Annotated in this window: 4 protein-coding genes; 3 read left to right on the forward strand and 1 reads right to left on the reverse strand. The window is 67.7% G+C overall.

Features of this window, described 5'->3' with window-relative positions; translation table 11 throughout:
• On the forward strand, positions 1–754 hold a 754-nt coding region (locus MRY84_RS17565; protein WP_291506991.1), incomplete at its 5' end, for a sodium:calcium antiporter.
• Between the two features lie 4 nt (positions 755–758).
• Positions 759–3,428, forward strand: coding sequence for a cation-translocating P-type ATPase (locus MRY84_RS17570; RefSeq protein ID WP_291506992.1), 2,670 nt, complete (start codon positions 759–761; stop codon positions 3,426–3,428).
• Positions 3,429–3,499: 71 nt separating this feature from the next.
• Here the strand turns inward: MRY84_RS17570 and cobA are convergent, their stop codons facing one another.
• Positions 3,500–4,327 (reverse strand): uroporphyrinogen-III C-methyltransferase, encoded by an 828-nt coding sequence (gene cobA / locus MRY84_RS17575; protein ID WP_291506993.1) that lies wholly within the window; start codon positions 4,325–4,327, stop codon positions 3,500–3,502.
• Between the two features lie 205 nt (positions 4,328–4,532).
• Between cobA and MRY84_RS17580 the strand changes: the two genes are divergently transcribed.
• A partial coding sequence (locus tag MRY84_RS17580; protein ID WP_291506994.1) for a nitrite reductase occupies positions 4,533–5,871 on the forward strand: 1,339 nt, incomplete at its 3' end.

The following is a 5,871-nucleotide window of genomic DNA, read 5'->3' on the forward strand; positions in this document are numbered from 1 at the left end:
CCGGGCCGCCCACGGCCACGTGCTGGCAGGCGCTTTTGGCGTGGTGCTGCTGGGCTTTTTGCTGCTGGGACTGCTGATGGGCCAACTGGGGGCTACTGCCGGCGCTGCCACTGGCGCTGGCACTGCCTCACAGCGCAGCGTGGGCTTGCTCACGCCTGTGATCCTGCTGCTGTATCTGGTGGCGATGCGCACCGTCTTTGCGTATGAACGGAGCCACCCCGCCACAACACCGGCAGACGCAACACCGTCCGCAGACACCCTCGCCCCCACCCTGCCCAGCCTTCGACAAGCGGCCACCCGCTTTGCGATGGCGGCAGCCATCGTGGTGGGGGCCGGCATGTGGCTGCCCTTTGTGGCGGTCAACTTGGCCACCTCCATGGGCTGGAACCGCAGCTTTGTGGGCAGCCTGTTCGTGGCCCTGGTCACCACCCTGCCCGAGCTGGCGGTCACGCTGTCCGCCCTGCGGCTGGGTGCGCTCGACATGGCCATTGGCAACCTGCTGGGCAGCAACCTGTTCAACGTGGCCATCGTGGGCATAGATGATCTGTTCTACCGCCCCGGCGATCTATTAGCCCATGTGTCGCCTGTGCATGCCATCACCGCCGCATCGGCCGTAGTCATGACCGGGCTGGCGGTGGTGGGCCTGTTCTTTCGCCCGCGCAGCCGTGTGCTGCGCGCAGTGGGCATGGTCAGCATCGGCATGGCGGCGGTGTACCTGGTCAACACCTACGTGGTCTTTCTGTATGGAAACTGATGCCGTGCAACACCCCCATCCTCATCTGCGCGATGCCATGGACGTGGCACGCGAGCACGCCGTTGACCCTGATGCGGGCCTGCACCCTGATGAAGCCCTGCGCCGCGGCGCCGCCCACGGCGCCAATGAACTGGCGGCGGGGCAAGACCGCCCTTGGTGGCGCCTGCTGGCCGACCAGTTCAAGGACTTCATGGTGCTGGTGCTGCTGGGTGCGGCCGTCATCTCGGGGCTGGTGGGTGAGGTCACCGACACGCTGGTGATCCTTGTCATCGTGGTGCTCAACGCCGTGATCGGCTTTGTGCAGGCCTGGCGCGCCGACCAGGCCATGGCTGCATTGCGGCAACTGGCGGCTGCGCACGCCACCGTGCTGCGCAGCGGTGCGGTGCAGGTGGTGCCTGCCACCGTGCTCGTGCCCGGCGACATCGTGCTGCTGGAGGCAGGCAACCAGATCCCGGCCGACCTGCGGCTGATCGAGATCGCGCAGCTGCAAGTGGATGAATCGGCCCTCACAGGCGAATCCGTCACCGTGGCCAAGCAGACCGAGGCCCTGGCGGCAGAGGACGTGGGCGCACTGGGCGACCGCACCAACATGGCCTTCAAGGGCACCACCGCCACCCATGGCCGCGCACGCGGTCTGGTGGTGGCCACCGGCATGCACACCGAGCTGGGCAAGGTGGCCACGCTGCTCGACACCGGAGACCGCAGCACGCCGCTGCAACTGCGCCTGGCAGCCTTTGGCAAACGGCTCGCGCTGGCGGTGCTGGGCATCTGCATCGTGATCTTCGGGGTGGGCGTGCTGCGCGGCGAGGCGCCGCTGCTCATGGCCCTCACAGCCATCAGCCTGGCCGTGGCAGCCATCCCCGAGGCGCTGCCCGCCGTGGTGACCGTGCTGCTGGCCCTGGGCGCACGCCGCATGGTGACGGTGCATGCGCTGGTGCGGCGGCTGCCGTCGGTCGAGACGCTCGGCTCGGTCACCACTATCTGCTCGGACAAGACCGGGACCCTGACCCAAAACCGCATGCATGCCGAGCTGCTGCTGGCCCACGGCGTGCGCTGGGTGCCCGGTGACCCCTTGCCCGGCCCGGCCCATGCCGAGGCCCTGCGCGCCGCCGCGCTGTGCAACGACGCCACGCTCCAGGCTGAGAACAAGGATGGTCAGTCGGGCAGCCAATGGCTGGGAGACCCTACGGAGACCGCGCTGGCGCTGGCCGCCCACGCAGGCGGACTGGACAAGGCCCAGCTCGATGCCACCTGCCCCCGTGTGCAGGAGCAGCCCTTTGATTCCGACCGCAAGCGCATGACCACCTTCCACCGCGATGCACGCGGGTTTGTCGCCTACACCAAGGGCGCGCCGGAATCGGTACTGCCCCGCTGCACCGCTCACTGGACGCCCGAAGGCGCTGCCGCGCTCGACACTGTGCAGGTCCTCGCCACCGCCCAGCAGCTCGCCGCCCAGGGCCTGCGCGTGCTGGCCCTGGCCCGCCGCAGCCACGGCCGCCTGCCCGACACCAACGACATCGACGCGGTAGAAAACCAGCTGGAGCTGCTGGGCCTGATCGCCCTCATCGACCCGCCCCGCCCCGAGGCCCAGGCCGCAGTGCGCGACTGCATCAGCGCGGGCATCACGCCGGTGATGATCACGGGCGACCACCCCGCCACCGCGCGCGCGATTGCGCACCGCCTGGGCATCGTCGACAACGCCGATGCACCGGTGCTGACCGGCGCCGACCTGGCCACGCTGGATGACGCCGCGCTACAGGCGAAGGTGGAGCAGGTGCAGGTCTACGCCCGCGTGGACCCGGCGCAGAAGATCCGCATCGTCGAGGCGCTGCAGGCCCAGGGCCACTTTGTGGCGATGACGGGCGATGGCGTGAACGATGCCCCCGCGCTCAAGCGCGCCGACATCGGCGTGGCCATGGGCCGGGGCGGCACCGACGTGGCGCGAGAGGCGTCCAGCCTGGTGCTGCTGGACGACAACTTCGCCACCATCGTCGCGGCGGTGCGCGAAGGCCGCCGCATCTACGACAACATCCGCAAGTTCGTGCGCTACGCGATGACCGGCAACTCGGGCGAGATCTGGACCATCTTCCTCGCACCGCTGCTCCTGCTGCCCATTCCACTGCTTCCCATCCACATCCTGTGGGTCAATCTCGTCACCGACGGGCTTCCGGGCCTGGCGCTGGCGGCGGAACCAGCCGAGCGCGGCATCATGCAGCGTCCGCCCCGCCCACCGCGCGAGAGCCTGTTTGCCCACGGCATGTGGCAGCACATCCTGGGCGTGGGCCTGCTCATCGGCGGACTGTGCCTGGCCGTGCAGGCCTGGGCGCTGCACACCGGGCACGCGCACTGGCAGACGATGGTGTTCACCGTGCTCACGCTGGCGCAGATGGCGCACGTGATCGCCATCCGCTCGGAATCCGAACCCCTCTGGCGGCTGGGGCTGCTGAGCAACCGTCCACTGCTGGGCGCGGTGCTGCTCACATTCGCGCTGCAGATGGCAACCATCTACGTGCCCTGGCTCAACCCCATCTTCCGCACCGAGCCGCTGAGCCTGGGCGAGCTGGCCCTGTGCATTGGGGCCGCTTTGGTGGTATTGGTAGTCGTCGAAATTGAAAAGACTTGGCGGCGCCAGCGCCCACAGTCTGCGGCCTCTGACGCCGCCCTGGACGCCTGAGCAGCGCTCCGCACTCGGGCGGTCTCAGGCCCGGTGAACGCGCCTTTCGCCGATTTCTCCGATTCAGTGGACTAGCGCGGCGAAGCCTGCACCAGCCTTTGAACCAGCGCTGGCTGCAAAGCCACCACCTCGCCCACAACGATCAGTGCAGGTGCTTTCACGCCCTGACTGGCAGACAAGCTTGGCAACGACGCAAGGGTGCCGGTGAGGCAGCGCTGATCCCGCAGGGATGCGCGCTCGACGATGGCTGCGGGCGTGGTCGGCGGTAGGCCGTGCGCGGCCAATTGCGCACAGATGGTGGGCAGCGTGGCCACTCCCATGTAGAACACCACGGTCTGGCGCGGCCGCGCGAGCAGGGGCCAATCCAATGCCGTGTCGTTGTCGCCGCGCAAGTGCCCAGTGGCCAGCACCAGTGTGCCCGCGTGGTCGCGGTGCGTGAGCGGAATGCCCGCGCACGCGCCCGCTGCCTGGGCGGCCGTGATGCCGGGCACCACGTCAAAAGGAATGCCCGCACGGGCCAAGCCTATTGCCTCTTCGCCGCCCCTGCCGAAGATGTAGCAGTCGCCGCCCTTGAGGCGCACCAACGGCCGGCCGCTGCGCGCCAGCCGGCACATCAGCGCAATGATGTCCTCCTGCGGCAGGGTGTGGCGCGACGACTCCTTGCCCACATAGATGCGCTCGGCACTCGTGGGCACCAGGGCCAGCACCGCCTCGCCCACCAGGTGGTCGTAGAGCACCAGGCTGGCCTCGCGCAGCACGCGCGCGGCCTTCACCGTGAGCAGGTCCGGGTCACCCGGACCGGCGCCGACCAGCGTCACGCGGCCCGGGGCGGTCGGCTTGGCCTCAGCCACATCATGCGCGGGCGTCTTCGGCCATTGGGGGTCGTCCATGAAGCTCATGTGGGGGCTCGCAGTGGTTGTGTGGGGTGGACCCATGGTCGGGCAGGCCGGGCAGCGCGTCCTTGAACCAGTTCAAGGACAGCGCGCACCGCCCGCCGGACCATTGCCCCACCCGCAAGTCACGAAGGACAGCCGTGGCGCGGGTCGGAGGGCGCAGCCGCATCCACCGCCAACCATTCGCTGCCCATGACGCAGAGGACCGATGATGAAAGCAATCAAGACCGTCCAGCACCTGGCCCTGGCAGCCCTCGCAATGGCTACGGCCACGGCGATGGCACAGGCAGGCAAGGGAGTCTCGCAACCCGAAATGAACTACCAGGCCGGCGGCTCCCCTCTGGTGAACGAGCCCATGCACCAGAGCACCAATCCCAAGGCCCCGCCCATGACGGCGGCCGAGTTCGAGAAGGCGCGCCAGACCTACTTCGAGCGCTGCGCGGGCTGCCACGGCGTGCTGCGCAAGGGCGCCACGGGCAAGCCGCTCACGCCCGACATCACCACCGCCAAGGGCACGGACTACCTCAAGGTGTTCATCTCGTACGGCTCGCCCGCGGGCATGCCCAACTGGCTCACCTCGGGCGAGATGAACGAGCAGGAAGTGGACCTGATGGCCCGCTACATCCAGCACGAGCCGCCAACACCGCCTGAATTCGGCATGGCCGACATGAAGAAGACCTGGAGGGTCATCGTCGAACCCAAGGACCGCCCGAAGAAGAAGCTCAACAACTACAACATCGAGAACATCTTCTCGACCACGCTGCGCGACACGGGCGAGGTGGCGCTGATCGACGGCGACACCAAGCAGATCATCAACATCGTGAAGACCGGTTACGCCGTGCACATCTCGCGGCTGTCGGCCTCGGGCCGCTACCTGTTCGTGATCGGCCGCGATGCCAAGATCAACATGATCGACCTGTGGATGGAAAAGCCCGACAACGTGGCCGAAATCCGCGTGGGCCTGGAAGCCCGATCGGTGGACACCTCCAAGTTCAAGGGCTATGAGGACAAGCTGGCCATCGCAGGCAGCTACTGGCCGCCCCAGTACACCATCATGGACGGCGACACGCTGGAGCCCAAGAAGATCGTAAGCACCCGCGGCATGGTGGTCGGCACGCAGGAATACCACCCCGAGCCGCGCGTGGCCTCCATTGTCGCCTCCCACTTCAAGCCCGAGTTCGTGGTGAACGTGAAGGAAACCGGCAAGACGCTGATGGTGGACTACTCCAACATCGACGCGCTCAAGGTCACCGAGATCGGCTCCGCGCCCTTCCTGCATGACGGCGGCTGGGATTCCAGCAAGCGCTACTTCATGGTGGCCGCCAACAACAGCAACAAGATCGCCGCCATCGACGCCAAGGAAGGCAAGCTGGCCGCCATCACCGAAGTAGGCAAGATCCCCCACCCCGGCCGCGGCGCCAACTTCCTGCACCCCAAATACGGTCCCGTGTGGGCCACGGGCCACCTGGGCGACGAGACCATCTCGCTCATCGGCACCGACCCCAAGAAGCACAAGCAGTACGCCTTCAAGGAAGTGGCCAAGCTCACCG

The organism is Acidovorax sp., from assembly GCF_022763525.1.
In the GTDB taxonomy this organism is placed as follows: domain Bacteria; phylum Pseudomonadota; class Gammaproteobacteria; order Burkholderiales; family Burkholderiaceae_C; genus Acidovorax.